Source organism: Sphingobacterium sp. 40-24 (genome assembly GCF_001899705.1).
GTDB classification, from domain to species: Bacteria; Bacteroidota; Bacteroidia; order Sphingobacteriales; family Sphingobacteriaceae; genus Sphingobacterium; species Sphingobacterium multivorum.
This window is the reverse complement of the sequence record NZ_MKWH01000059.1, coordinates 1-22357: the sequence shown is the minus strand read 5'-3', so window position 1 is coordinate 22357 and position 22357 is coordinate 1. Positions and strand designations below refer to the sequence as shown.

Annotated in this window: 22 protein-coding genes; 19 read left to right on the top strand and 3 right to left on the bottom strand. The window is 36.4% G+C overall.

The features are described 5' to 3' along the window. The first annotated feature begins 147 nt into the window (after positions 1 to 147). From BGP15_RS21590 to BGP15_RS21540, 11 genes are all read left to right on the top strand, one after another. Positions 148 to 711, top strand: a complete 564-nt coding sequence (locus BGP15_RS21590; protein WP_038330902.1) for a helix-turn-helix domain-containing protein — start codon at positions 148 to 150, stop codon at positions 709 to 711. Positions 712 to 800: 89 nt separating this feature from the next. Next, positions 801 to 3212 (top strand): heavy metal translocating P-type ATPase, encoded by a 2412-nt coding sequence (locus tag BGP15_RS21585; RefSeq protein ID WP_038330904.1) that lies wholly within the window; start codon positions 801 to 803, stop codon positions 3210 to 3212. Positions 3213 to 3299: 87 nt separating this feature from the next. Beyond that, positions 3300 to 4241, top strand: coding sequence for a cation diffusion facilitator family transporter (locus BGP15_RS21580; protein ID WP_038330906.1), 942 nt, complete (start codon positions 3300 to 3302; stop codon positions 4239 to 4241). Between the two features lie 63 nt (positions 4242 to 4304). Beyond that, the gene (locus tag BGP15_RS21575; protein ID WP_260031553.1) at positions 4305 to 4688 is read left to right on the top strand and encodes a hypothetical protein; all 384 of its coding nucleotides are present in this window, start codon (positions 4305 to 4307) and stop codon (positions 4686 to 4688) included. A 146-nt stretch (positions 4689 to 4834) separates the two neighbouring features. Then, positions 4835 to 5287, top strand: a complete 453-nt coding sequence (locus tag BGP15_RS21570; protein ID WP_038330911.1) for a hypothetical protein — start codon at positions 4835 to 4837, stop codon at positions 5285 to 5287. 105 nt (positions 5288 to 5392) lie between these two features. Beyond that, the gene (locus BGP15_RS21565; protein ID WP_038330913.1) at positions 5393 to 5734 is read left to right on the top strand and encodes a four-helix bundle copper-binding protein; all 342 of its coding nucleotides are present in this window, start codon (positions 5393 to 5395) and stop codon (positions 5732 to 5734) included. A 350-nt stretch (positions 5735 to 6084) separates the two neighbouring features. Then, positions 6085 to 7440: an MFS transporter gene (locus BGP15_RS21560; RefSeq protein ID WP_083206665.1), complete on the top strand. Its 1356-nt coding sequence runs from the start codon at positions 6085 to 6087 to the stop codon at positions 7438 to 7440. 184 nt (positions 7441 to 7624) lie between these two features. After that, positions 7625 to 8134 (top strand): plastocyanin/azurin family copper-binding protein, encoded by a 510-nt coding sequence (locus tag BGP15_RS21555; protein WP_038330915.1) that lies wholly within the window; start codon positions 7625 to 7627, stop codon positions 8132 to 8134. Positions 8135 to 8240: 106 nt separating this feature from the next. Continuing rightward, a complete protein-coding gene (locus BGP15_RS21550; RefSeq protein ID WP_038330917.1) occupies positions 8241 to 8480 on the top strand; it encodes a heavy-metal-associated domain-containing protein in 240 nt (79 codons plus the stop codon). Between the two features lie 102 nt (positions 8481 to 8582). Then, positions 8583 to 8987 (top strand): helix-turn-helix domain-containing protein, encoded by a 405-nt coding sequence (locus tag BGP15_RS21545; RefSeq protein WP_052217452.1) that lies wholly within the window; start codon positions 8583 to 8585, stop codon positions 8985 to 8987. 105 nt (positions 8988 to 9092) lie between these two features. Beyond that, entirely contained in the window at positions 9093 to 10163 is a 1071-nt protein-coding gene (locus tag BGP15_RS21540; RefSeq protein ID WP_038330919.1) for an iron-sulfur cluster-binding domain-containing protein, read from the top strand. A 96-nt stretch (positions 10164 to 10259) separates the two neighbouring features. Here the strand turns inward: BGP15_RS21540 and BGP15_RS21535 are convergent, their stop codons facing one another. Then, on the bottom strand, positions 10260 to 10808 hold the full coding sequence (locus BGP15_RS21535; protein ID WP_052217454.1) for a TetR/AcrR family transcriptional regulator: 549 nt from the start codon (positions 10806 to 10808) through the stop codon (positions 10260 to 10262). A 108-nt stretch (positions 10809 to 10916) separates the two neighbouring features. Between BGP15_RS21535 and BGP15_RS21530 the strand changes: the two genes are divergently transcribed. Genes BGP15_RS21530 through BGP15_RS21520 form a run of 3 tightly spaced genes read left to right on the top strand, consistent with a single transcriptional unit; the run spans position 10917 to position 14598 of the window. Further along, positions 10917 to 12125: an NADH:flavin oxidoreductase gene (locus BGP15_RS21530; protein WP_065720937.1), complete on the top strand. Its 1209-nt coding sequence runs from the start codon at positions 10917 to 10919 to the stop codon at positions 12123 to 12125. 23 nt (positions 12126 to 12148) lie between these two features. After that, positions 12149 to 13840: a 3-ketosteroid-delta-1-dehydrogenase gene (locus BGP15_RS21525; protein WP_038330924.1), complete on the top strand. Its 1692-nt coding sequence runs from the start codon at positions 12149 to 12151 to the stop codon at positions 13838 to 13840. A gap of 8 nt (positions 13841 to 13848) precedes the next feature. Further along, positions 13849 to 14598, top strand: coding sequence for an SDR family NAD(P)-dependent oxidoreductase (locus BGP15_RS21520; protein ID WP_038330926.1), 750 nt, complete (start codon positions 13849 to 13851; stop codon positions 14596 to 14598). 168 nt (positions 14599 to 14766) lie between these two features. On the opposite strand, the gene BGP15_RS21515 is transcribed toward BGP15_RS21520, so the two are convergent. Further along, positions 14767 to 15078, bottom strand: coding sequence for a hypothetical protein (locus BGP15_RS21515; protein ID WP_052217456.1), 312 nt, complete (start codon positions 15076 to 15078; stop codon positions 14767 to 14769). Positions 15079 to 15120: 42 nt separating this feature from the next. Then, a complete protein-coding gene (locus BGP15_RS21510; protein WP_038330929.1) occupies positions 15121 to 15387 on the bottom strand; it encodes a hypothetical protein in 267 nt (88 codons plus the stop codon). 193 nt (positions 15388 to 15580) lie between these two features. On the opposite strand from BGP15_RS21510, the gene BGP15_RS21505 reads away from it, so the two are divergent. The 5 genes from BGP15_RS21505 to BGP15_RS21485 all read left to right on the top strand — a co-directional run. Continuing rightward, positions 15581 to 16144 (top strand): helix-turn-helix domain-containing protein, encoded by a 564-nt coding sequence (locus BGP15_RS21505; RefSeq protein WP_038330931.1) that lies wholly within the window; start codon positions 15581 to 15583, stop codon positions 16142 to 16144. A gap of 220 nt (positions 16145 to 16364) precedes the next feature. Then, positions 16365 to 17438: an efflux RND transporter periplasmic adaptor subunit gene (locus BGP15_RS21500; protein WP_083206664.1), complete on the top strand. Its 1074-nt coding sequence runs from the start codon at positions 16365 to 16367 to the stop codon at positions 17436 to 17438. Between the two features lie 3 nt (positions 17439 to 17441). Then, positions 17442 to 20558 (top strand): efflux RND transporter permease subunit, encoded by a 3117-nt coding sequence (locus BGP15_RS21495; RefSeq protein WP_083206663.1) that lies wholly within the window; start codon positions 17442 to 17444, stop codon positions 20556 to 20558. Between the two features lie 18 nt (positions 20559 to 20576). Beyond that, positions 20577 to 21872 carry a TolC family protein gene (locus BGP15_RS21490; RefSeq protein WP_038330936.1) on the top strand — a complete coding sequence of 432 codons (1296 nt, stop codon included), beginning with the start codon at positions 20577 to 20579 and terminating at the stop codon, positions 21870 to 21872. A gap of 64 nt (positions 21873 to 21936) precedes the next feature. Beyond that, the coding region (locus tag BGP15_RS21485) for a DUF2652 domain-containing protein (RefSeq protein WP_286770723.1) at positions 21937 to 22357 on the top strand (421 nt) is incomplete at its 3' end.

Sequence of the window (22357 nt, the reverse complement as noted above, 5' to 3'; positions counted from 1 at the left end):
ACCAATGTGTCCCTACAATGGGAAAGATTTTAATCGTTTTTCATCGGCGGTTTATCACTTAACCACCCATAAACGATAAATACTAAATTATTAATCATAAATTTGTATTTGTGTATTTATGTAAATTAAAAACTGACTTTGTGATATATGGGGACATTGTTTATAAAAAATATGGTCTGCAACCGCTGTATTCTCGTTGTTCAGAACGAACTCGATAAGCTCGGTTTAGAGGCTAGTAATATAAAATTGGGAGAAGTTTCTCTCGTGAAAGATCTGACTACAAAAGAACGAGAAGCAATAGAAAGTGCGTTAGATCCCTTAGGTTTTCAGGTCATTGATGACAAGAAAAGTCGCATGATTGAGAAGATAAAAAACGTTATCATTGAATTGGTACATCATCAGGACAATGACGTAAAAACAAATCTTTCCGATGTTTTAAGTGATGCATTACATAATGATTATAATTATCTTTCTAATTTGTTTTCTGATATTGAGGGTACAACTATTGAAAAATATTTTATAGCTCAAAAAGTAGAAAAAGTAAAAGAACTTTTAGTTTATGATGAGTTATCATTAAGTGAAATTGCCGATCGCATGAACTATTCAAGTGTGGCTTATCTAAGTAATCAGTTCAAGAAGGTAACAGGTCTTACACCTAGCCATTTTAAACAAATTCGAGAAGACAAACGTAAGCCTTTAGATGAGGTTTAAGTAAATCTTACAAATCAAACCCATAATTTCACAATAAATATCTATCAATTTATTGTCAATTTTGTATTGTAAAATAAAGCAATCGAAATATGGCAACAAATAAAGAAATAATTTACATACCTCTAGAGGATGTAGAAAGCGAACATTGTGCATTAATCGTAGAAAAAGGACTTGCACAAGTAAAGGGAGTTGAAAGTCACAAAGTAGAAATAAATAATCACAGAGCGGCTATTACGGTTAAGGATGAAGAAGTAGTCGCTGATGCTGTAAATGCCATAAGAGATTTAGGTTATGGTGTACCAACAGTAAAAGCTAGTTTTCCGGTTTTGGGGATGACTTGTGCTTCATGTGCAGGTAGTGCAGAAAGTGTGGTGCGTTATGTGCCAGGCGTGGTTAATTCATCTGTAAACTTTGCTACTGGTAATCTATCTGTTGAATATTTTCCAAATATGACAGATGCCAATGCTATTCGAAAAGCTGTTCAAGCTGGAGGCTATGACTTGTTGATTGAAGATGAGTCTAAACAACAGGAAACTTTAGAAGCCATCCACGAAAAGAAATTCAAACAGTTAAAAAATAAAACCACCTGGGCGATCATTCTATCATTACCTGTAGTTGTTATAGGAATGTTCTTTATGGATATGCCTTATGCCAATGAAATTATGTTGGTATTTTCTACTCCGGTAGTGTTATGGATTGGTCGTGATTTCTTTATCAATGCCTGGAAGCAAACCAAAAATAAATCTGCCAATATGGATACTTTAGTAGCGTTGAGCACCGGTATCGCCTATCTGTTCAGTGTTTTCAATATGGTGTTTATGGATTTCTGGATGGCAAGAGGCATTCACCCCCACGTGTATTTTGAAGCCGCAGCGGTTATTATAGCCTTCATTCTTTTAGGTAAATTATTGGAAGAAAAAGCAAAAGGAAATACTTCGACTGCTATCAAAAAATTGATGGGATTACAGCCTAAAACCGTTATCGTCATTCAAAAAGATGGGACAGAAAAACAAACGGCTATTGAAGATGTAAATGCTGGCGATATTATTTTAGTAAAGCCAGGTGAGAAAATCGCAGTGGACGGAATGGTGATATCTGGTAATTCTTATGTGGATGAAAGTATGTTGAGTGGCGAACCCGTTCCTGTATTGAAAAAAGAGAAAGAAAAAGTATTTGCCGGAACCATCAATCAAAAAGGAAGCTTCCAATTTGAAGCCGTGAAAGTGGGTAAAGAAACTATGTTGGCACAAATCATCAGAATGGTGCAAGATGCACAAGGTAGTAAAGCACCAGTGCAAAAACTGGTTGATAAAATTGCAGGTATTTTTGTTCCCGTGGTTATTGGTATCGCTATTTTTACCTTTATTCTATGGTTAATTTTAGGCGGTGACAATGGTGTGGTACAAGGTCTGTTAGCAGCTGTTACAGTATTGGTTATTGCTTGTCCTTGTGCTTTAGGTTTAGCTACACCAACAGCTATTATGGTGGGAGTAGGTAAAGGGGCTGAGAGTGGTATTTTAATTAAAGATGCTGAAAGTTTGGAATTGGCTAAAAAAGTGCAAGCTATCATTTTAGATAAAACAGGAACCATTACCGAAGGTAAGCCAGAAGTAACCGGTATTACGTGGTTGAACAATGATGATACGACTAAAAATATTTTGTTGAGTATCGAAAAACAATCAGAACATCCATTGGCAGAAGCGGTGGTGAAAAACTTAGAAGGTATATCAACCGTAAGTTTGAGTGGATTTGACAGTATTACAGGTAAAGGTGCAAAAGCCGACTACAATAACGAAACTTACTATGTTGGAAACAAAAAGTTATTGTTTGAAAATAACATTAGTATTCCTGCTCAGTTACAATCTCAAGCTGATGAATGGGGTAAAGAATCAAAAACGGTAATTTGGTTTGCCAATAGTAAAGAAGCACTTTCTGTAGTGGCTATCTCTGATAAAATCAAAGAAACTTCAGTAGCTGCAATCAAAGAATTGCAAGATATGGGTATTGATCTGTATATGCTTACTGGCGACAATGAAGCCACAGCAAAAGCTATTGCCGAGCAAACTGGAATTGGTCATTACAAAGCTGAAGTATTACCACATCAGAAAGCAGAATTTGTAAAAGAACTACAGGCCCAAGGCAAAGTAGTTGCAATGGTTGGTGACGGTATCAACGATAGTACCGCTTTGGCAACAGCCGATGTAAGTATCGCAATGGGTAAAGGTTCGGATATTGCGATGGACGTAGCAAAAATGACCATCATCTCTTCCGATTTGACTAAGATTCCACAAGCGATCAGATTGTCTAAACAAACAGTAGCTACCATCAAACAAAACTTGTTCTGGGCCTTTATTTACAACCTTATAGGCATTCCAATTGCAGCAGGTATATTGTATCCAATTAATGGTTTCTTATTGAATCCGATGATTGCAGGAGCTGCGATGGCTTTAAGTAGTGTAAGTGTGGTTAGTAACAGTTTGCGTTTGAAGTGGAAGAAGTAAATCTTACAAATCAAACAAAAAATATCGAAATAGTTTAACACGTTTTGCTGCTGATATTTGCAGCAGCAAAACAATAATTATAAAATTATGGGACAAGAGCATAATCACTCGCATAGCGCAAACAAAAAGACACTAACCATTAGTTTGGTGATTATTACAGCTTATATGGCTGTAGAAGTTGTGGGAGGATTTTTGACAAATAGTCTTGCTTTATTAGCGGATGCTGGACACATGTTAAGTGATGCCATTTCACTATTCATTGCATTAATGGCTTTTAAATTCAGTAGCAAAATAGCCGATTATGCTAAAACCTATGGATATAAACGCTTTGAAATATTGGCAGCCGTTATCAACGGTGCAACACTAATATTGATTTCTGGATATATTATCTATGAGGCTGTTGAACGTTTTCAGAGTCCGCCAGAAATCCAGTCTAGCGGAATGTTGATTGTAGCATTTATAGGATTACTGGTTAATATCTTAGTGGCCTGGATAATGATGCGTGGAGCGGATGTAAAAGAAAACCTCAATATGCGTGGTGCCTATCTGCATGTCATCAGTGATATGCTAGGATCTGTAGGGGCAATTATCGCAGCCTTACTTATTATGTTTTTCGGATGGGGTTGGGCAGATCCTTTAGCAAGTATTATCGTCTCTGTCTTGGTTTTAAGAAGTGGATATCTGGTTACCAAATCATCTGTTCATGTATTGATGGAAGGGACACCCGATAATATCGAAATTGAGAAGGTAACAGAAGAAATCTTAAAAACCGAGGGTGTCCAAGCTATTCACGATTTGCATATTTGGACAATTACAAGTGGGTTAAATGCGCTTACTTGTCACGCTGTGGTAGATGAACAAATGACAATAGGTCAAAGTGAGACACTTCTTCGGAAAATAGAACATGAATTGGAACATTTAGGTATTAATCACGTAACTATTCAATTAGAGACACCCCAACATCAACATGATAATTCAATATTATGTAATGTAAAAGCTGTTCCTTCAGCACATGACCATCAGCATTAAACTTAAGAATCATTCAATAGTACTTAAATAAGCTTTAATCTTTAAAAAATAAATAAAATGAAAATGAACAAATTAATGATATCGGCTTTAGCCTCTTTAGCCATTTTCTTTACTGCTTGTGGAGGTGATACAAAAGCAGGAAAAGATGGACACGCACACGCAGAAGGCGATGGACATAACCATGCTACAGAACAACAAGTTGAGAAGTCTGTCGATAAAATTGCGGGCAAAGACAGAAATGAAAAAGGTGAATTGATCGATGCACACGGACACTTGATTACCGGTTGTCCCGGACATAAAGAAATGGTAGGCTCTGAAGGTGATATGTGTCCTAAATGCGAGTATATGACGATGATTCCTATTACCTGGGATATTACTGGGGTAGATACGGTAAGGGTAACCTCTTTACCTGATTATAATCCGCCTGCGGACAAGTTGAAAAAATAATAAGGTCGAGTAGCTTTATTGCGTTTGCTAAAGCGGTGGTTTCTGAAAAGGAACTACCGCTTTTTATTTGCCCAAAATCCGTAAAAATTACAATTGTTAATAGTCAAATTGCACTTTTGCTACCTTGCAGACAACTAGATTTGTGTATGGTCAAAATAAATGGAGGAATTTTTCATATGACGAATATTGATAGAAGAAATGCTAGCCTTGTATACCAAGCTATTGGAAATATAAGGACAGTTCTGATGAAAAAGAACATACAAGACGTTAAAATATCTGATATTACCTCAGTTGCCAACATTTCTAAAAGTAAGTTTTTTAGTTTCTTTGGTGGGATTAATACGGTATTGGAATTAGTAATAGCAGAGGAACTTGATAAGATTTATGAACTGATTGGATTAAGTATAAAAAATAAGAATGATAGGAAAAATCTGGTGTCTGAGATAAGTTTGTTGAGAACAATATATATTAGAAAAAATATCATACTCAAAAATTACTATCAAATTTCAGAACAATTACCCAGCCGATATGACAAATTGAAAGAGGCTATTTTTATTAAGGAACAGTATTTGCAGTTGAATATATTAAAGGAATGTTGATGTAGAACCTATAAAAATACCGTTGAAGTTTATTAAAGTTAACTTAAAAAGAACTAAAATGACTTTATTTTGTTTTAAATTTAGTATTCACAAAAATATATAGATATGATACAGACAAAATTCCAATCGTGTATAGAAGCCTGCCTTGACTGTGTGGCGATCTGTAACCAGTGTGCTATTGCTTGCTTAAATGAGAAAGAAGTAGCTCATCTAAAAAAATGTATTCAACTCAATTTAGAATGTGTTGCAATTTGTCAGGCAGCAGCCAATATTCTAAGTCTTGACGGTAAATTTAGTAAAGACATTTGCAAACTTTGTATGGAAATTTGCAACGCTTGTGCTGAAGAATGTGAAAAACATGTTGCTATGGGAATGGAGCATTGTAGAGAATGTGCCGAAGCTTGTAGAAAATGTGCTCAAGCTTGTGAAGAAATGATGGCAGCATAATCTAATAAGTATTTTTCTAAAAAAAAGAGGGTATTACATCCTCTTTTTTTTATGTCTTGTACAATCAGTAAATATCATAAAACTAATAAAGAAAAGTATAATGGAAAGCTTGGTTGCAATACCGAAATTTGCAGTATAGAAGTTATAATTAAAGTAAAAACAAAATGTTGAACATTATTAATAGAATTATTTTTGGATTAACTCACTACCACAGTGAGAAATCTGATTGTTGTTGTCACTGTTGAGGACTATATTCAAACCCGATAATACACTTTACTTTTTCTGGGTTTGGCAAATACCAATCCAACTCAAATTGATAAACAATTTTTTAATTCTTACAAATATTAATAATGAAACAAAATATTCAAGAGAGTGCCCTTGAGACAGGTTTGTCCAATCACTCTAAAACTAAAATAAAAAAATCCCCATCCATTGTTATTGCATTAGCATTTATCGTCTTAGTATTTGATGGCTATGATTTAGTAGTATACGGAACAATAGTAAAATCTATTCTAGCTTATGAAGCATGGGGGTTAACTACCGCTGAAACAGGCTCTATAAATAGTCTGGCTCTTGTGGGAATGGCAATAGGGTCACTTACTGTTGGCTACCTTACAGATTTAATTGGACGTAGAAAAGTTTTAATTGGAGCAGTCACATTTTTTTCTCTCTTTATGATTGCGACGGCGTTGGCTCCTACACCGTTTCTGTTCGGGCTTTTTCGCTTTATTTCTGGTTTAGGTCTCGGTGGTGTAATCCCTACAGCAGTAGCTACAACAGTAGAGTTTTCAAGAGCAGGGCGTAAAAATTTCAATAACGCTTTAATGTTTTCCGGTTATTCTATGGGAGGTATTTTCGCCGCATTGTTGGCTATCGGTTTAGTAGAAACAATTGGTTTCCGTGGAATGTTAGGGATCGGTGCATTGCCATTAATTACCGTTGTACCACTATTACTCTATTATCTCCCTGAAAGTCCGGTATATTTAAGATCAAAAGGTCGCATTAGAGAAGCAGATACAATTATAGCAGAATATGGCTTAACACCCATAGAACCAACTTCGCCAATTAAAAAAGAAGTTCGGCAAGTCGAAAAAAAACGCAATCCTTTATTGGCAATCTTTACAGGTCGCTGGGCATTGATTACAATTGTGTTTTTGCTCGCAGCTATTTCTGGTCAGATTTTAATCTATGGACTTAATACGTGGTTGCCTACGTTATTAACTATTGCAGGTTATTCGGCTACTTCAGCATTAACGTTCTTGTTGGTCACGAATGCTGGAGCAGTAGCAGGTTCGCTAATTGCTTCCCCATTGGCAGACAAGTTCGGAGCAAAAAGAGTTGTTTCAGCGGCATTTGCGATGGCAGGCATTGCATTATTCCTAATGGCTCTTGGCTTTAGTACAGGCGACGGTAATGGATGGTCTATGAGCCTTACTTACTTGCTTGTAGCCGTAGTTGGTTTCGGCTCCATAGGTGCACAAATTTTGTTGAATGGCTTTATCGCTACCTATTATCCCGATGCCACTCGTGGTACAGCTTTAGGTACTATCCTTGCAGTAGGTCGTATAGGTGCAGCAGTTGCAATCATTCTTGGCGGTATTCTTATCGCATCAGAACTGTCCAACTTTGCTAATTTCGCAGTATGGGCAATTCCTGCAATTCTTGGTACTATTATCGTATTGAGCGTTCCAAATAGTCAAAAGTAACCTTATAAAATTAGAGGAACAGACACCCGTTGTAATAATTACAATGGGGGTTTTGCATTGCATCAACAATACAATTTTACAATTCAGTAAATATCATAAATCTAAAAAGGAATTGCATAATATTTAGGATAACAAATGTACTGAAATTTGCAGTATAAGATAACAATTTAAAAATACATAGAAAATGAAAAAGTTAGTTTTAGGCTTGTCAGTAATCATATTTACTGCTTGTAACAATAATAAGAAAACAGAACAAAGTGTACAAGAAAACAATCAGCCTGTATTAGAACAAACAACTGTCCCGACGGAACAAGCAAACGAAGTTGAGTTGACCATCAGTGGCGGTGATGATATGAAATTTGATAAAACCGAACTTAAAGTAAAAGAAGGACAAACTGTAAAGTTGATTCTTAAGCATACCGGAAAAGCACCAATTGAAGCAATGGGACATAATGTTGTTATTCTTGCACAAGGTACAGACTTCAATGCTTTCGCTAATGCAGCAATCAATGCTAAAGATAATGACTATATTCCAAAAGAAATGGAAAAAGCCGTTATTACCAAAACAGATATGATTGGTGGCGGACAAACTACCGAAATTACTTTTAATGCTCCTGCAAAAGGTTCTTATGATTTTTTATGTTCTTTCCCAGGCCACTACATCTATATGAAGGGTAAGTTCATTGTAGAATAAAATCATAATTTTAAAATCAGTAAAAGTCACAAATCTTACAAGGAATACCATAATAATAAGTATCAAATTAAGACGGAAATTTGTTAAACATTAAAAATAAGATAAAATGAAAAATTTGGAATTAAGCATACCAGACATGCAAAGTGCTCACTGCCAATCAAGAGTAAATGGAGCAATCAAAGATATTAATGGCGTTACTATTGAAAAATTAGAAGCAGGGAAACTTGCTGTTTCAATAGAGAATGATAGTGTGAAACAAGAGTTGGTCCAGGCTATTGAGAAAGCTGGCTACAAAGTAGATGGCGGAGATAGCGAAAAAACGTCAAGCTGCTCTTGCTGCGTGTAAGTTCAATATTGCTCGGGGATTTGCTGAATATATCCCTGGGCTTTTCTCCATTTACTCTTAGGGTACCAAAACAGTGTTTCCCAATCTCTAACATAAAAAGTTATGTTACATCAATTAAAATTAGGTGACTGTTCGGATGTAATAACGAAAGTACACCGGGTAGCAGATCAGATTATTCAGACCCAATTGGATACAGGTTCATCTGCTCCGTTTGCGATTCAGATAACAAGCGAACTCAATACGGATTATCAAGAACTGAACAATCTGTTTCTTTTAAAATGTGATGTCAGCCTTGAAATTATATTTACAAAGCGAATAATTGAAAAGGTAAAAGAATTGCTGGTATATACCGAGCAAACTATCACGCAAATTGCAAAATCGTTAGGTTATAAAAAAGCTTCGGAGCTTACCGAGCAATTAAAGACCTATACAGGATTAACGTCTGCCCATTTCAAACAGATAAGAAAAAACAAGCTGGCAATTATCAGAAGACAGCAAGAAAAGTAAAACGAAATTTAATTATCAAATATCATGTTTTGATGAACCTCTCTTTGTGAACAACAAGTAGAGGTTTCCTTTTAAAGATAACAAAGCAGATAGAAATTATTTAAAATGAAGAAATTTACATGGCGAACCCATAAAACTGTGAAGGAAACACAGGATACTCTGACCATATACTTTGAAACCGATCAACAACAATTTTCCTACTTGCCTGGTCAGTATCTAAACATCAGATGCAACATAGATGGAGAGATGGTAATTCGCTCGTATTCATTTAGTTCCAAACCCTCAGATCCTAATCCAGCTATTACTGTAAAAAGAGTAACTGGAGGAAAAATGAGTAACTATATTTTTGAAAATGCAGACCAAATAGAAATATGGGAAATTGAAGCACCGTTTGGGAATTTTGTTTTGGAAGATACAATAGCTGGACAATCCAAAATAGTTCTTTTGGCCGGTGGTAGCGGTATCGCACCTTTATTCTCTATGCTCAATAGTATTGATAGTAGTCGTCAAATTCCCTTACTGATATACAGTAATAAAACGCCAAGTGAAACTATTTTTTATAATGAACTGGAAACTTTAGAGATAAATGAAAGTCTCGAAATATGCTATTCCTTTACTTCCCCCGAATTTATCTCTACTAAAATCAATCATATTGCAGGACGATTCTCTCTATTGGTACTTCGTTCCATAATCAAACGACTTGTTCCTGAAATAAACGATGCCCATTACTACATTTGTGGACCTACCGGCTTAATGGATTTATATAAAAATGCCTTAACAGGATTGAATATTCCAGAAGAAAATATTCATTTGGAATATTTCGACCCAGTTCCAGTTGATGTGGGAGATTTGGAAACTGACGGTGTTGTAAAAGATGTGATTGTAAATTACTATGAGGACTACTACGAGAATGATGAAAAGCAGACCTATGAATGCACATCACTCATTGAGGTGCAGCCGAAGCAATCTCTTTTGGATGCAATGAAAGAGCATCATATCAAAGTAGCGAGTTCCTGCAAAAACGGAACCTGTGGGGCTTGTTGGGCAGTAAAAACAGATGGCGAAGTACGGATGCTCCATAATGGGGCTCTGACAGAACAGGATATTGCCGAGGGAATAATTTTATTGTGCCAAAGCTATCCGACAAATGCGGATGTATGTGTAACTGTATCGTGAATAAGAAAAACGATATTGATTAAATAATATGCTGTTAAGCCTTTAATTTGATATTAAAATACTGACGACATATCGAAATAGCTAGAGATGTGCAACTTACTCTTTTGTAACTACTTTAATTCCGTTCATAAGCAATTCTAATGTTCGCTCAATGGCAGATTGACCAGACATCTGAACATATGCAACTGCGCCACCTACCATTGATATTAATATCAGTAAATCTTTTTCACAACAAAAGTCATCTCGTAATAAGTTGCTATTTTTTGCGAGTTGAATTGGTTTTTCGAAAATCTCAAACAATCTGGAAGAAGTCAAGGTTTGTTCCTGTCCGTTGATATAAGGTAAAAAGTTATGATATTCCACCCGTTGTATCAATACCTTTTTTAACAACAGATAGAATCCATTTTTGTTTTCTTGCAATGCTTTAGCGTATAAATCAAGTTGATCTAGATTGTAATGAAATACTGCCGACACAAGAGCTTCCCGATCCGGAAAATGACGATAAAAAGTCATTCTGGAAACATCAGATTCTTTGGCAATTTCAGTCAATGGAATATCTATTCCTTTCTCCATGAATAGATTCAAAGCAGTTTTTACAATTTTTACTTTATTTTGAACAGAATCGGATCTAGCTTTCAAATTCATATAATGATTTTAATTGGTGCAAAATTAATAATTTTTTAAATGTTACACTATGTAACATTTATTTGTTATTTGTTTATCTTTGATAAGAAACAATAACTTCAATATCCTATGAATGCAATTAATCCTGATAAAGTATTTTCACCCGCAAAATTAGGACCCATTACTCTTCCGAATCGGGTTATAAAAGCGGCAACCAGTGAAGGCAGAAGCCCTGACGGAAAAGTTACACAATCATTAATAGACTTTCATGAGGGCTTTATAAAAGGAGGGGTTGGTATGACAACTATTGCCTACTGCGCTATTTCCGCAGAAGGTTTTGCAGCACCGGGAGAAATTTTGATGGTTCGTGAAAATATTTCAGGCCTCAAACAATTTACACAGGCGATGCATAAGGCTGGCGGAAAAGCCTCCGCACAGTTAGGGCATGCCGGTCCCGTAGCCACCAAACAAATCACAGGTGTACAACCAATTGCTCCGTCAAGGTTTAGAAGTCCTTCTAGTTTTCAGGTTTGTCGTGAAATCGGCCGAGAGGAAATGAAAACCATTATCAGGCAATTTGCGGATGCCGCAGAAGTTGCTGCCGATGCCAATTTTGATGCGATCGAACTTCATTTTGGGCATTTGTATCTGGTATCTTCTTTTTTCAGTCCTTGGATCAACAAAAGAAAAGATGAATATGGCGGTTCTATTGAAAATCGTACACGTTTTGCAAAAGAAATCCTTCTTGCCGTAAAAGAAAGGGTGAAAGACCGTTTGGCAATTATTGTTAAAATGTCTATGGATGATGGTATTAAAAACTCAATCTGGTTAGATGAGTCCACACAAACAGCAAGAATTCTGGACGAAACAGGCGCTGTTGATGCGTTTGAGTTAACGATGGGATCTTCGGTAAAAAATCAAATGTATCTGTTCAGAGGTGAAACTGATTTAGAGGGCATGTCAAAAACACAGAAAGGAATTTTCAGATTGGGGGTAAAATGGTTTGGAAAATTAGTGTTAGGTGAATACCCGTACGAACATCTTTATATGCTTAAATCGGCTCGGCAATTCCAGACAGTAGTGAAAAAAGCTCAACTGATTTTGTTGGGAGGAATTAATGATTATGTGCATTTGCAAACGGCTATGCAGGAAGGTTTTGACTTTGTTGCGATGGGAAGGGCATTACTTCGCGAGCCCGATATCATCAATAAATTAAAAGATAATCCGTTGGGAAGAGGAAGATGTATTCAATGCAATAAATGTATGTCTACTGTTTTTCAGACAACCAACTGTGTTTTTATACCCGAATACGCTACTTCGTCTAAACTACCTGTATAAATTATAATTAAAAAAGACTGAATATGAGCAAGAAAGAAATAATCCCGGGGCCAACAGCCACAGATATTACCGTAGATTTGGTAGTTGTAGGTTCGGGAACCGGTATGGCAGCTGCACTAGCAGCCCATGAATTAGGATTAAAAGTATTAGTTATCGAAAAAACAGCTTTGGTTGGTGGCTCTACTGCACGCTCCGGTGGTGCATTTTGGATACCGGCAAATCCTGTTTTGAAACAAGATGGTTCCGATGATACATTGAAAGATGGAGAAACATATTTAACGAATTTAGTTGGAGATAATGCTCCTAAATCCCGTTGGGAAAACTTCTTGCAAAATGGTTCAGCAGCAGTAGAAATGTTGGAGAGAACCACGCCTATGAAATTCTTTTGGGCAAAAGGATATTCAGATTATTTTCCAGAAGTTGTAGGTGGTAAAGTCTTAGGAAGAACCTGCGAATGTCGTCCTTTCAATATGAACTTATTAGGAAAAGACACAGCAAGGTTTCGCCCCGGTCAACTTGAGGCACCTGTACCAGTTCCAGTGACAGGTTACGATTACAAATGGCTCAACTTAATGACAAAAACACCATTTAAGTCTATACCGATTATGCTGAAAAGAGGAATTCAGGGAATTGGCGGATTGTTGATTGGAAAACGATTAGTTGGTGGTGGTCAGGCACTGGCTTCAGGGATGTTTGCTGGTTTGCTTCGGTCAGGTGTACCGGTTTGGACCAATACTTCAATTACAGAATTATTGTTTGATGGTGATAAAGTAACTGGAATAAAAGCGGTTCAAAACGGAAAATTGGTTCAGATAAATGCGAAGAAAGGTGTGGTTTTGGCAGGAGGCGGATTTGATCATAATATGCTAATGCGCCACCAATACCAATCTCCCTCTTTAAAAAATGTAAGTTTAGGTAGCGAAGGCAATACAGGTGATACCATTCTGTTAGGAGAAAAGATTGGAGCAGAAATTACCAATATGACTTCAACATGGTGGTTTCCTGCTATAGCTCCATTAACAGAAGAAGGCGAACCACAAGTATTATTGGCAGAGCGTTCGCTTCCGGGATCATTTTTGGTAAACTATACGGGAAAAAGGTTTATAAACGAAGCGGTGGATTATATGAGTTTTGGACAAATCGTTTTAGAACAGGAAAAGTATGGAACGCCTATAAAAGATATGTGGTTGATTTTTGATCAGAACTACAGAAATAGTTATCTGCTTGCCGGCACACTTTTTCCGGGAATGAAAATTCCACAAGAGTGGTTTGATGCAAAAATTGCTTTTACGGCTGAAAATGCATCTGAACTGGCTCAAAAAGTGGGATTACCTGTCGAAGCGTTTACGGAAACATTTGGCAGGTTCAACACCATTGCAGCTACAGGAAAAGATACCGATTTTGGAAAAGGCAACAGCGCTTACGACCGTTATTATGGAGATCCAACACAAATGCCTAATAATTGTCTTCGACCGCTTTCTGGAAAATTATATGCGGTAAAAATCGTTTTATCAGACTTGGGAACATGCGGTGGAATGATGACAAACGAACATGGACAAGTATTGAAAACCAATCAGGCCGCTTTCCAGGGCTTGTACGCTTTGGGAAATAATGCCTCAAATATTTTTGGAAATAAATATCCCGGAGCTGGCGGAACCATCGGGCAGGGATTGGTATTTGGTTATATTATAGCACATCACGCAGCAAAAAAATAATAAGATATATGAGACTAAATAATAAGGTAGCAATAATAACTGGGGCAGCTTCCGGAATGGGGGAAGCTATGGCTTATTCTTTTGCCAAAGAAGGAGCAAAAGTAGTAGCGACCGATATTCAAAAAGATAAATTAGAAACTATTGTACAAAAAATCAAATCAGATGGTGGTGATGCCATTGCTCTAGTACATAACGTATCAAAACGGGAAGACTGGTTTGAAAAAGTACTTCCAGAAACAATCAGCGTTTTTGGAAAACTGGATATTTTAATCAATAATGCTGGGATTTCAGTGGCAGTTCCTTTTGAAGATCAAACCGAAGACACCTGGAAAAAAGCATATGACATCAACATAAACAGCGTGATGCTGGGAATGCAGGCCGCACTACCACACCTGAAAGAAAGAGGTGGGAGTATCGTGAATATTTCTTCGATTGCCGCTTTAACTGGAATGTCAGGCCCCGGAGTTTATACGGCTTCCAAAGGAGGGGTTTCAGCCATTACCAGAGCGGCTGCAGTAGATTTCGGACCTTTTGGAATTAGGGTAAATGCCATTAATCCGGGCTATATCTTAACACCTTTGAGCGAGGCATTTTTGAATAGTCCAGACTATCAAGCCTATTTTCTAGGAATTATTCCTATGAAAAAATTGGGAATGGCTGAAGATATTTCGAATGCCGCATTATTCTTGGCATCAGATGAAGCAAAATACATTACAGGGGTAAATTTACCCGTAGATGGTGGAACAACAGTCAAATAATAAACCCCATTTATGTATTTTCACAAGCCAAGTTACTACAAATTAACCTGGCTTTCTTATATCCTCATTAATCAAAAAGTTATGCTAATGTATTGTTTTTGAAACGTGAACATAATTTCCTCTAATAACTTTCTCTTAAGTACTTAAATTTAATTGAAAATACAATTTCTACTCATTTTTAAGGGATAATTTCCTAAGCATCGCAGCACTCATTCCATCTGTATAAGCACCGTAAGCAGTGACCAAAATTCCCTTTAAGCCATCTTTTGAGGCTATTCCATAAACAGTAGATTCATCACTGGGGTTGCTATCTCCCTCATATCGGTAGACTTGCTCAATTTCAAAGTCATCAATAGTATATTTATTGTTGCCACAAATTAAGCAGTTGTCTTCAAGATTAAAATCTACATCGTAACCTTCCTTGCGAAGATTTTCAATCGCTACCAACACTGTGGCATATTTGTACATTACATTTGTCATATCATAATATTATTAAGTTACTATTATCCTATCGCTGTACTTTTAGAAATCCTCCTGCAACAAATCTTTTAATTTTCGGTGTTGTACGGACAAGTCAGCATACATTATTTTTAATCGGCTATTTTCTTCGTTTAAATTTACCAATTCTAAAAGGATATCGGATCTTAAATCCTTATATTTTGATTTCAATTCAAAAATATTTGTACCATATATACCATATTTCTCAAAAAGTTCCAGACCGGTTTTACCTGCGTTATAATCTTTCAATATATCTAAAACTGGATGTTCGTTTATTTCTTTACTATTCATTTTAATGGATATTGTCTATTACAAAATTCGTTATGATTAATGGTACTGGATATATACTTTTCCTTGATTAGTTTATGATATTTAATGTTGTTGAATATACTTTCTTAAAATATCACAAAAGAAAACCGAAATATCATAAAGTCTTATTTTTAGTAAATGCTGAATTTTGTTTTTTAAATATAATATAGAGCTTATGACACTGTTAATAAAAGGAATGGTGTGCAATAGATGTATGTATGTTCTTGAAAAAGAGTTAACTATTTTGGGTTTTGAAGTAGTGGATGTAAAACTAGGAGAAGCGATAATAAAAGATACAGTAGCTTTTTCGCAAAAACTGGGAGCAATCGAAGCGATGCTGAAAAGTAATGGCTTTGAATTAATGTATAATAAAAACCAAAAAGCAATAAACAATATTAAAGAGTTGGTTGATAATGGTATTAATATGCAATTGGAAAGTGGAATACCTACAAAATTTACAGCTCTTATAAGTAATAAGTTAAACAAGAATTACGATACACTGAGTGCATTGTTTTCTTCAGAAGAAGGAATAACACTTGAAAAGTACATTATTCACTGTAAGATTGAAAAAGTAAAAGAACTTTTGATGAATACAGAAATGTCTTTGACCGAGATTGCTAATGTATTAGGTTATAGTAGTCAGGCATACCTTTCCAATCAATTGAAAAAGCATACAGGCTTTACATCAAGCTATTTTAAACAGCTAAAGGATAGGGATAATCAAACTTTGATTCTTTAAATCAAAAGACTGAATTATTCACGTCCTGTTATTTAAGTTAAATGTAACTGTGAAGAGCTACTGATCATTCAGTAGCTCTTCGTTTTATGTCAATTATTACACCTTATGAAAAGTAAATTTCACAACTTTTAGCGGTCATTTCGTATAGCTGTTTGTATGTTGTAAACCGACCTTTGTCCCTGAAATCTAAAGTTAAAATAAACGTAACAAAATAAATGTAATGATGAAAACAGGTAAAATAGGTTTACTATTCCTTTTCCTAATAGGGATAGGTTTGATACAGAGTTGTAAACAAAAAGAAGAAAAACAATTAAAAGATGAGCCTCCGGTTGTAACAGTAGGTACGATCCAAAGTTCAGAAACAGAAGAATCTGTTGTTTATTCAGGTTCCATCGTTCCAGATAATATGACCACCGTGAGCTTCGCTGTTACCGGAACAATCAATAATGTGAGTGTCAATGAAGGTCAAAAAGTTAGTAAAGGACAGTTTTTAGCAAGTATAGATGCTACAGAATATGAAGCGGCCTTGCAAATAGCCAATGCTACATTAGAACAGAGCGAGGATGCATTCAGAAGGTTTGATGAATTGTATAAAAAAGGAAGTTTTCCTGAAAAAGATTACATCGATATCAAAACTAAAGTTGCACAGGCACAGGCAAATAAAAAAATTAATAAAAAGCGTATTGCCGACAGCCGTTTAATGTCGCCTACTAATGGAATAATTACAGTTAAATCAGCTGAAATCGGAGGTATGGCAGCACCAGGAGTGCCGGCTTTTACAATTGTTAAAACAGATCTTGTATACGCTCAGTTTTCAGTACCGGAAAGCGAAATAGGAAACTTCAAACAAGGTATGCAGGTAGAAGTAAACATACCTACACTGCAACGCAATTTCACAGGTAAAATCACAATTATCAATCCTGTCGCTGATGAAATTTCCAAAGCATATACTTTAAAAGTACGTCTTGACAATTCTGGAGGTATTTTAATGCCTGGGATGATTAGCGAAGTATCTGCAGGTATTCCGGCTAAAGTTAAACAAGTGCGTGTACCACTTACAGCTATCATAAACAATGTTGATAAAATCCCTCATGTGTATGTGATAGACAAGAATAACAATGCAAAACTGACAAGAGTTACTGTGGGTAAAATTGCAGGCGATGAGGTTATAATAACCAACGGACTTGATGAAAATCAAACTATTATTCTTGCCGGACAAAACAATGTGAAAGAAGGACAAAAAGTAAAAACTGAAACAGCCTCAGCGAAAGCGCCAACCGCAAAAACAGAATAATTTATGAAAAGAAAGATAAACCTCATTGAAGCGGCAATGAAATTTCCACAAGTACCGATAGCGATTACCGTTATCATGGTGCTTGCAGGTCTGATTTCATTATTGACAATGCCAAGAAGCGAAGACCCGCGTATAACAGTTAGACAAGGGCTTGTCGTTGCTTTTTATCCAGGAAGTGACGAAGAACAGATTGAGAAAGAAGTAACAGATAAACTGGAACAATATCTGTTCGGTTTTGAAGAAATAAAGAAGGAAAAAACACATTCAGAAAGTAAACCTGGGCAGGTTGTAATTACAGTTGAATTGCAAGATTACGTCAAGGATACTAAAAAATTCTGGAATACTTTACAGCACGGTTTAGATGCCAATATGCCTTTGATACTTCCGCGAGGCGTACAAGGGCCGTATGTGAACAGTGATTTTGGTGACGTGGTGGTTCAGATGATTGCTGTGTCTGCACCTGGACGTACATATGCCGAATTGGAAAATTATCTGGATGAATTGGAAGACGGTATTAAAACGATTCCTCAAGTTTCAAAAATAAAACGTTACGGAGGTCAGAAGCAACAGATATATGTCACACTTCGTGAAGATGTATTAAAACAATATGGTTTTGGCATCAATGAAATTGCTTCCACATTGAGCCAGCAGAATGTTACGATCCCAAGTGGAGATATTGAAATTGACAAAAATCGCTTATTGATTTTTACAGATGCTCAGTACCAAAATGAAAATGAAATCGGCAATCTGATTGTATATAGTTCTCCTCAAGGTGGTAATATCCGTTTGCAAGATATTGCCAAAATAGAACGAAGATATGAAGACCTAAAAAGTAAAATTACTGTAGCTGGTAATGATGTAATGATGCTTACTGTAGAGATGCAACCTGGTCAGAATATTGTTGACTTAGGTAAAGCATTGACCCAAAAAGTAACAGAAGTAAAAGAAGTTTTACCTGCAGATGTACAGGTCAATACCATTGTAGATCAGCCTGCTGTAGTAGATATGAACTTAGGGCATTTCTTTATTGAGTTTGCAATTGCCATTGGAGCCGTTATTCTGGTGGTAATGATTTTGCTTCCGTTTAGAGTAGCTACTATTTCTGCTATTGCGGCACCTGTAACCATTTTGGCAACATTTGCCATTCTGAATATGATAGGTGTAGAAATGCACCAGGTTAGTTTAGCTGCATTGATTATTGTACTTGGAATGGTTGTCGATGATGCCATAATTGTCGTAGACAACTATATAGAGAAAGTAGATGAAAAAGTACCATCATGGACTGCTGCCTGGCAAAGTGCAACACAGCTTATGGTTCCGATATTCACTGCGACACTTACTATTGTTCTATCATTCTTACCATTAGCATTTACACTAACAGGAATGACACGAGAGTTCGTACAATGGATACCAATTACGGTTAGTATAGCCTTGGCAGTTTCATTCTTAGTCGCGTTGTTTCTTACACCATATATGTGTTATCATTTCCTTAAAAAAGGATTGAAAAACCATGATGCACAAAAACCTAAAAAACGGAATTTCTTAGATAGAATGCAGGATGGTTTTGACAGAGCTATAGAGTTCTGTATGAAATATCAGAAAACGACTTTGTTTGCAGGTCTGGCGATTTTCTTCCTTTCATTTGTGGTAGGAAGCCAAGTGAAAACCGAGTTTTTCCCAATTGTGGAAAGAAATCAATTTAATCTTGAATTGTGGATGGACAACGGTACAAATATTCACGAAACAGAAGCAGCGGTTAAAAAGATTGAAAAGGAAATCGCAGGAGACAAGCGTATTGTTACCACAGCAAGTTTTATTGGTACAAGTTCACCACGATTTTATTCAACATATTCACCGGAAAACCCGCGAGAAAATTTTGCGCAAATATTTATCAATACAGAAAGTAATGATGCTACAAATGAAATGATAGATGAATATGTTCAAAAATTCAATAATTTCCTGCCAAATGGATATGTCCGCGTTAGACAGTTAAGTAAAAAACAACAGCCTGCTCCGATTGAGATCCGTGTGATTGGTAAAGATATTACGCAACAGAAAAAAGTAGCCAAAGAAGTAGCGACAATACTAGAAAACACAAAAGGAGCAAATTGGGTACGTACAGATTATCAGGATGATTATGTAGGTCTTAAGGCTGTGGTAAAAGAAGATATCGCGTTGCGATTAGGTGTTACCAAAGCACAGATTGCACAGGCTTTAGGTGCTAAAATAAAAGGTTTTCCTATATCACAAATGTGGGAAGGTAACAAAGCCATAGATATACTATTGCGTACGGACGAAGCTGACAGGCAAAATCTGGATGCTTTGGGAAATATGTACATCACCTCATCATTTGGAGCGAAAGTACCTTTAAAACAAGTGGTGGATTTACAACCTTCATGGCATACGGGAGCTATTGTACACCGTAACGGATTGCGGACATTAACTGTTTCTTCTGAAGCACAATTGGGTAGAAAACCTGCTGAAGTGTTCGCCGAGGCACAACCGAAAATCGATAGCTTAGAACTACCAAAAGGAGTTAAAATTGCCTATGGAGGAGAGTATGAAGATGGTCTGGAAAGCGGTCCTAAAATGGGAAAAGCTTTTATGATAAGTTTCGTGTTGATATTCTTAGTTCTGCTATTCCAATTCAAACGAGTGGGCAAAGTGTTCATCGTACTGGCATCATTCCCATTGAGTTTACTTGGAGCGATGCTGGGATTATTTCTTACAGGTTATGAATTTGGTTTTATGGCAATTATCGGTATTACAGCCTTATTGGGTATTGTAGTTCGAAACGGAATTATCCTTGTAGACTACGCTGATGAATTGGTGCGTGATCATGGACATACGATTAAAGAGGCGGCTCTATTAGCAGCTAAGCGAAGAATGCGCCCAATCTTCCTGACTTCTATGGCAGCAGCTATTGGATTGATCCCGCTAATGTCGAGTGGTTCTCCCGAATGGGGGCCGATCTCGAGTACAATATCAATAGGTATTTTAGTCTCTATGGTTACTACCTTATTTATAGTTCCGGTATTGTATAGCAGATTCGTAAAACCGTCAAAGAAATCCTTGAATAAAGGTATACACGATAAATATGATTTTCATCACGAAAGTTAATTGACAAAAAAATAAATCATGTTACAAAGAAAATATAAAACATTCGTAAAAGCTTTTGTATGTGCTCTTGCTGTTTTACAGGGAACAGATAACCTGTTTGCCCAACAGCAATTGAGCCTTGCAGAAAGTAAAGAGCTTGCATTGAAAAACAATCACAGGATTGGTAAAGCCAGAGAAGACGTAACTGCTTCCAGATCAGAGAAACAAATAGCAGACGTAACGGCAAAACCCAAAATAGATGCTTCTGCAACTGCATTTTACTTTGGTGAGCCTTTAAATACAATGCTTCCTGAGTACGGTTTCGCCCCAATGGTAAGTGTTACTCAACCAATTTATACAGGAGGAAAGATTAAGTACGGTAAGCAAATGGCGGAAACCAATATAGAGATGAGTATCGCTCAACAGAGATTGGTCGAAGACGATGTATTGTTAGCTACTGAAACCGCTTATTGGATTGTTGTACAGGCTAAAGAAGAAATAAAGATGGAGCAACAGGTCAAAAAGCAATTAGCTTCCCATTATACTTTTTTAAATAATCAATTCCAGGCAGGTATTATTTATAAAAATGATGTGCTTCGGGCAAAAGTACTTCAAAATGAAAATGAAGCTCGATTACAGGCGGCTGAGAACAAACTCATAGTGGCTAAAAAAAGATTAATCCAGCTAACTGGAATAGAACAAACGGATATTGATGTAGTTGGTACGTTGAGTGACGATGAATTTAGAAACCATGAGATGTTACAAAGCACACAAGCACATCGTCCTGAAGTAGACTTAGCCACAAGTGCCATAAAAATGAGTGAACTTACAAAGAATATGCTCAGAGCCGATCTAAAACCGACAGTTGGTTTATCACTTAACGGAATGGCTGCATTTGGAAAAGAAGGTATTAATTTTGGAGATCCAACCAAAAACAGTATGCTTACTTATTTCGGAATGTTAAGCGTAAAAATTCCCGTATTCGATTGGGGAAGTAAACGAGAGAAAGTAAAGCAACAGGAAGCTAACATACGTTCGGCAGAATATGGATTGAAAGAACTTCAAAGCCAGATTAATGTGGAGATAGAGCAAGCAACACTTAACCTTCAACTGCAGGCAAACAATATAGATTTAATGCAGGCTTCACTAATTGAAGCGGATGAAAATCTAAAATTAAGTAATGATCGTTTTCAAGCAGGAACTATCACTGGAGAAGATGTATTGATAGCAGAAACACTTTGGCAGCGTGCGTACAGCAGTATGCTGGATGCAAAAGTAAGATACAAAATTGCTGAAGCTGTTTATCACAAAGCCATCGGACAAATAAAACAGTAATCATTAACAATTAATGTAGAGGCTCAATATGCCTCTACATTTTTAAAATTGAAATTATGATAAAATGATACAAGAACAGCATACTGATAACCCAAAAGGTGTATTGATGATACCGGATATTTCAGGCTTTACAGATTTTGTAGTCAAGTCGAATATGTTTGTTGGAAAATATATAATAGAAAATTTACTTAAAGTAATAATGGACAGTAATATTCTGTGTTTTGAAATTTCTGAAATTGAAGGCGATGCCATTCTTTTTTATAAATACCAAAACATGCCAACATTTGAAGAGACATTAGTGCAGATAGAGCTTATCTACGGTAATTTTCAGAAGGAATTACAACGCTTATCTCAACAGTTAGCGATCGAAATACCTCTTTCTTTAAAGACAATAGTCCATTACGGTGAATTTACCCAGTACAAAATCGGAAAATTTGAGAAACTTTATGGTGCACCAGTCGTAGAAGTGTCACTTCGCATTAGAA

Coding starts and splice junctions, on each gene's coding strand:
- BGP15_RS21540 (WP_038330919.1), top strand. CDS start 9,093: ATGAAGAAATTTACATGGCGAACCCATAAAACTGTGAAGGAAACACAG.
- BGP15_RS21535 (WP_052217454.1), bottom strand. CDS start 10,808: ATGAATTTGAAAGCTAGATCCGATTCTGTTCAAAATAAAGTAAAAATT.
- BGP15_RS21495 (WP_083206663.1), top strand. CDS start 17,442: ATGAAAAGAAAGATAAACCTCATTGAAGCGGCAATGAAATTTCCACAA.
- BGP15_RS21505 (WP_038330931.1), top strand. CDS start 15,581: ATGACACTGTTAATAAAAGGAATGGTGTGCAATAGATGTATGTATGTT.
- BGP15_RS21590 (WP_038330902.1), top strand. CDS start 148: ATGGGGACATTGTTTATAAAAAATATGGTCTGCAACCGCTGTATTCTC.
- BGP15_RS21510 (WP_038330929.1), bottom strand. CDS start 15,387: ATGAATAGTAAAGAAATAAACGAACATCCAGTTTTAGATATATTGAAA.
- BGP15_RS21520 (WP_038330926.1), top strand. CDS start 13,849: ATGAGACTAAATAATAAGGTAGCAATAATAACTGGGGCAGCTTCCGGA.
- BGP15_RS21580 (WP_038330906.1), top strand. CDS start 3,300: ATGGGACAAGAGCATAATCACTCGCATAGCGCAAACAAAAAGACACTA.
- BGP15_RS21570 (WP_038330911.1), top strand. CDS start 4,835: ATGGTCAAAATAAATGGAGGAATTTTTCATATGACGAATATTGATAGA.
- BGP15_RS21555 (WP_038330915.1), top strand. CDS start 7,625: ATGAAAAAGTTAGTTTTAGGCTTGTCAGTAATCATATTTACTGCTTGT.
- BGP15_RS21530 (WP_065720937.1), top strand. CDS start 10,917: ATGAATGCAATTAATCCTGATAAAGTATTTTCACCCGCAAAATTAGGA.
- BGP15_RS21545 (WP_052217452.1), top strand. CDS start 8,583: ATGTTACATCAATTAAAATTAGGTGACTGTTCGGATGTAATAACGAAA.
- BGP15_RS21500 (WP_083206664.1), top strand. CDS start 16,365: ATGATGAAAACAGGTAAAATAGGTTTACTATTCCTTTTCCTAATAGGG.
- BGP15_RS21575 (WP_260031553.1), top strand. CDS start 4,305: ATGAACAAATTAATGATATCGGCTTTAGCCTCTTTAGCCATTTTCTTT.
- BGP15_RS21550 (WP_038330917.1), top strand. CDS start 8,241: ATGAAAAATTTGGAATTAAGCATACCAGACATGCAAAGTGCTCACTGC.
- BGP15_RS21585 (WP_038330904.1), top strand. CDS start 801: ATGGCAACAAATAAAGAAATAATTTACATACCTCTAGAGGATGTAGAA.
- BGP15_RS21565 (WP_038330913.1), top strand. CDS start 5,393: ATGATACAGACAAAATTCCAATCGTGTATAGAAGCCTGCCTTGACTGT.
- BGP15_RS21560 (WP_083206665.1), top strand. CDS start 6,085: ATGAAACAAAATATTCAAGAGAGTGCCCTTGAGACAGGTTTGTCCAAT.
- BGP15_RS21515 (WP_052217456.1), bottom strand. CDS start 15,078: ATGACAAATGTAATGTACAAATATGCCACAGTGTTGGTAGCGATTGAA.
- BGP15_RS21490 (WP_038330936.1), top strand. CDS start 20,577: ATGTTACAAAGAAAATATAAAACATTCGTAAAAGCTTTTGTATGTGCT.
- BGP15_RS21525 (WP_038330924.1), top strand. CDS start 12,149: ATGAGCAAGAAAGAAATAATCCCGGGGCCAACAGCCACAGATATTACC.